Source organism: Gordonia sp. GN26 (assembly GCF_054823965.1).
Map to the genome: position 1 here is coordinate 1 of NZ_JSYC01000140.1, position 4,714 is coordinate 4,714.

Sequence of the window (4,714 nt, forward strand, 5' to 3'; positions counted from 1 at the left end):
TTCGCGCAGCAGCGGATGTGGTTCATCAACAAGTTCAACCCGTCGAGCGGGATGTACAACGTCCCGCTGATCCTACGGGTCGACGGTGGACTCGACGTGGCGGCATTGCGGACGGCGATCGGCGATGTGGTGGCGAGGCACGAGTCACTCCGCACGACCTTCCCGGACGTCGACGGTGAGCCCTTCCAGCTGGTGCACGACGTCTCGGAGATCGCCGAGCGGTTGGACTGGCGAGAGGTGCACTCTGCCTCCGACATCGAGGACGCCGTCGCAGCCGGTTTCCGACTCGGCCTCGAATGGCCGGTGCGGGCGCGTGTCTGGAAGACCGCCACGGACGAGCACGTGGTCGCGGTGATCATGCATCACATCGCCTCCGACCGGGAGTCGTTCGCACCACTCGTCTCCGACCTGGTCACTGCATATTCGGCCCGCTCGAACGGTCGAACCCCGGCCTTCGCGCCACTGGATGTGCAGTACGCCGACTTCGCGCTGTGGCAGCGCGACGTCCTGGGATCGCCGGAAGATCCGGACTCGGTGGTCGGTCGCCAGTTGGCCTACTGGGCGCGGCAGTTGGCCGGGGTGCCGGATGTCCTGGAGCTGCCGGCCGATCGTCCCCGCCCGACGGTGGCCTCCCACCGGGGCGCGGTGGTCTCGGTGCCGCTGCCCGCAGAGGTCAGTCTGGGCATCGAGGAACTCGCGCGCCGACGCGGCGTGACGCCCTTCATGGTTGTGCATGCGGCCCTGGCGGTGGTGCTGGCGCGGTTGTCGGCGACCGACGACATCGCGGTCGCCACCCCGATAGCAGGGCGGGGACAGCAGGCTCTCGAACCGGTGATCGGCATGTTCGTCAACACACTCGTGCTGCGGACGAAGGTCACGTCGCGGGGGCGTTTCGCCGATCTGCTCGACCAGGTTCGTTCGGTCGACCTGGAGGCGTTCGAACACGCGGATGTACCTTTCGAATCCGTCGTCGAGCGACTTCAGCCCGTGCGCTCGCAGGCGTTCGCGCCCCTGGCGCAGGTCGTGCTCTCGGTGATCGACCGGTCGGTCGACCTAGGAGCCGGCGTCGTCGACGCGGTCGCGAACGATCTGGCGTTCACGCCGCTCGAGCCGCCGGTCGTCCCGGCGCAGAACGATCTGTCCATATCGGTGGGCACCAATCGGGCAGGCGACGGCGAGGTCCGCGTGACCTACGCGACCGATCTCTTCGACGAACAGTCGGTGAGCCGGTTCGGCGAGAGGTTCGTCAGAGTTCTCGCAGAGGTCACGACGAATCCCGAGATGACGATCGGGGGTACTCGACTGCTCACCGACAGTGAACGGAATCAGATACTGGAGTGGTCCCGAGGCCGTCGGAGCGTGATCGGGTCTCCGACGCTCGTGCATCTGACGAGCCCTGCATGAGCCCGGTGGTCAACTGATGAGTAAGCGTACTGACAGTGAGGAATCGCGAAAGGTGTCGAAGGTGACCGATCCGGGCAACAGGTCAAGCCGTCCGGCAATCGTCCACGGCAATCGCGAGGTCAGTCGCCGCGAGTTCGAATCGCGAGTGGCGACGTTGGCACGTGAGCTCATCGCGCTCGGTGTCCGTTCGGAGGTCGCCGTCGGGATCCAGATGGAGCGCTCGATCGAGCAGGTCATCGCGATCCATGCAGTGATCACTGCCGGTGGCCACTTCGTTCCGCTGGATGCGCAACTCCCTGTTGACCGTTCCCGGTACATGGTGGCCACGGCAGGGGTCCGGTTGGTCGTCGTGACGGGCAGCGGCCAAGCCGAGGCGATGGAACGGTTCGGCGACCTCGCCGATGTCCACGTCTTCGACGGGACGGGTCCCGCCGGCGACGAATCACCGATCACCGACGCCGATCGTGCCGTGCCGGTGAGGCCGGACAACGCTGCTTTCACCTTGTTCACGTCCGGCTCGACAGGCCGCCCCAAAGCAGTGGTCATCACGCACGAGGGCGTCGCCAATCGACTCGAGGCGGATGCCGAACAGTACGACCTGTGTGACGAGGACGTCTTTCTGTACAAGGCGCCGATCAATTTCGACGTAGCGGTTCGCGAGGTGTTCCTGCCGGTGACGGTCGGGGCGACCATGGTGATCGCTGAACACGGCAGGCACGGCGATCCCGCCCACCTGGCGGATCTGATCCGTCGTCACGGCGTCACGATCGTGCACTTCGTGCCGGCCATGCTCGCCGCGTTCACAGAGGTCCTCGGGGCTCGAGTCGGGGAGTTGTGCTCTCTGCGGCTGGTCATGACCGGAGGCGAAGCCCTCACGCCACCGGTCGCGCGAGACCTGATTGCGTACCTACCGCAGACGCGGGTCCAGAATCAGTACGGTCCGGCCGAGGCATCCATCGTCGCCACCGTCCACCGAGTGACGCCGGACAGCCGGACGGTGCCGATCGGAACCCCCACGAGGTGGGTCGAAGCCTACGTTCTCGACGACTCGCTGGACATCGCTCCGGCAGGCGTGCCGGGCGAGCTGTATCTGGGTGGAAAACAGCTCGCCCGCGGATATGCCGGCCGAGCCGACCTGACAGCGGAGCGCTTCGTTGCCGATCCGTTCGGGGAGCCGGGAGCCCGCCTCTACCGGACCGGGGACCGGGCGCGCTGGAACACCGAGGGCCAGCTGGAATACCTCGGACGCAACGACTTCCAGGTCAAGCTACGCGGACAGCGCCTCGAACTCGGGGAGGTCGAAGCGGCGCTCGCCGCGGCTCCCGGTGTCTTGCACGCGGCCGCGACAGTGGTGGACGCACCCGGCGGGCAGCAACTGGTCGGCTATCTGGCCCCGGCCGACGTCGACGTGGACGCCGTGGCGGCCAGTGTGACCGCACGCCTACCGGAGTACATGCGGCCGACCACCTGGGTGCGCTTGGAATCCATGCCTCTGAACACATCTGGCAAGGTGGACCGCAGTTCGTTGCCGGCGCCGGAATTCGGTGCCGTCGAGTTCGTGGCTCCGGAAACATCTGAGGAAGCGGCCGTCGCCGCACTTTTCGCCGACCTGCTCGGGCTCGAGCAGGTGAGTGTCACCGAATCTTTCTTCGATCTCGGCGGAAGCTCCCTCTCGGCTGCCCGTATCGCGGCACGCGTCTCGGATGAACTGGGCTTCGAGGTGACGGTCCGGGACGTGTTCGACGCCCCGAGCGTGCGGGAGTTGTTGGGCGCCACCAGTAGCCGCGGTGCCGCGCTGCCGCCGATCACCGCGGTGGACCCGCGTCCGGATCGTATTCCGTTGTCGTTTGCGCAGCAGCGGATGTGGTTCATCAACAAGCTCGAACCTTCGAGCGGGATGTACAACATCCCGGCGGTGTTGCGGGTCCGTGGTGAGCTGGACCTGCTGGCTCTGCGTTCCGCAGTGGGTGATGTGTTGACGCGTCACGAATCGTTGCGGACGACGTTCCCGGATGTCGAAGGGGAGCCGTTTCAGTCGGTGCACGAGGTTTCCGAGATCGCCGAACGGCTGGATTGGCGGGAGGTGGACTCGGCCGGCGACATCGAGGCTGTCGTCGCAAGTGGATTCGCGCTGGAGCGCGAATGGCCTGTGCGCGTACGTGTCTGGAAGTCCGCACCAGGGGAGCATGTGGTCGCGGTGGTGATGCACCACATCGCCTCAGACGGAGAGTCCCTCGCACCTCTGGTGTCGGATCTCGTCGCTGCGTACCTTGCGCGGTCAGGCGGAGAGTCGCCGGTGTTCGCGCCTCTCGAGGTGCAATACGCCGACTTCGCGTTGTGGCAGCGTGCGGTGCTGGGTTCGCCAGACGATGCCGAGTCGGTGGTCGGTCGGCAGCTGGCGTACTGGACCGAGCGGCTCGCGGGTCTGCCGGACGTGCTGGAATTGCCGACGGATCGACCCCGACCGCCGGTGGCATCCGGTCACGGAGTCCGACGGCCTTTCCAGGTCCCGCCCCAGGTCACCTCGCGCGTCCGGCAGGTTGCTGATGCCCACGGGGTCACCCCGTTCATGGTGCTGCACTCGGCTCTCGCCGTGACCCTGTCCCGGCTCAGTGGTACCGACGACATAGCCATCAGTACGCCCATCGCGGGGCGCGGACGCGAGGTGCTCGACCCGCTGGTCGGCATGTTCGTCAACACCCTTGTGCTGCGGACAACGGTCGACCCCGGTGGCTCGTTCACCCAGTTGCTCGACCACGTCCACGTCGTCGATGTGGATGCGTTCGCCCACGCGGATGTGCCGTTCGAGTCGGTAGTCGATGCAGTCGCCCCCGTGCGCAGTGAGGCATTCGCACCGCTCGCGCAGGTGATGCTCGTCGCCACGCCCCGCTCCGCTGGGGTGCCGCGTTCGATCGAACTCGGGGAACTCGAATTCGCCCCCGTGGTCACCGAGGAAGTACCCGCGCAACGTGATCTCACTGTGAACATCGAGATCTCCCAGACCGGCTCGTGGACGGGTTCGGTGGTCGCGGCCGCAGATCTGTTCGATCCGTCGACGGTGGATGCCTTCGCGACTCGAATGGTGTCGGTTCTTGATGAACTGACGGCGGCGCCGACATCGCCGGTGGGAGACGTCGCGCTGATGTCGGACGATGAGGCGTCGGCTGTCGCGTCCCTGGAGTCTGGTTCGCCGACGATCGATTCGGCGGCGTTTGCCGGACTTGGCTCGTTGGCGGACGGGTTGTCGCGTGCGGTGGTGGCGTATCCCGAGCGTGATGCGTTGGTGTTCGGGGATCGGAGTGTGTCGTTC

2 protein-coding genes are annotated in these 4,714 nt (G+C 66.4%); both read left to right on the top strand.

All coding sequences use genetic code 11. The features are described 5' to 3' along the window. Positions 1-1,404, top strand: a 1,404-nt coding sequence (locus OK17_RS20405; protein ID WP_461418557.1) for a condensation domain-containing protein, incomplete at its 5' end; no start/stop codon positions are given. Positions 1,405-1,420: 16 nt separating this feature from the next. Further along, positions 1,421-4,714, top strand: a 3,294-nt coding sequence (locus tag OK17_RS20410) for an amino acid adenylation domain-containing protein (protein WP_461418559.1), incomplete at its 3' end; no start/stop codon positions are given.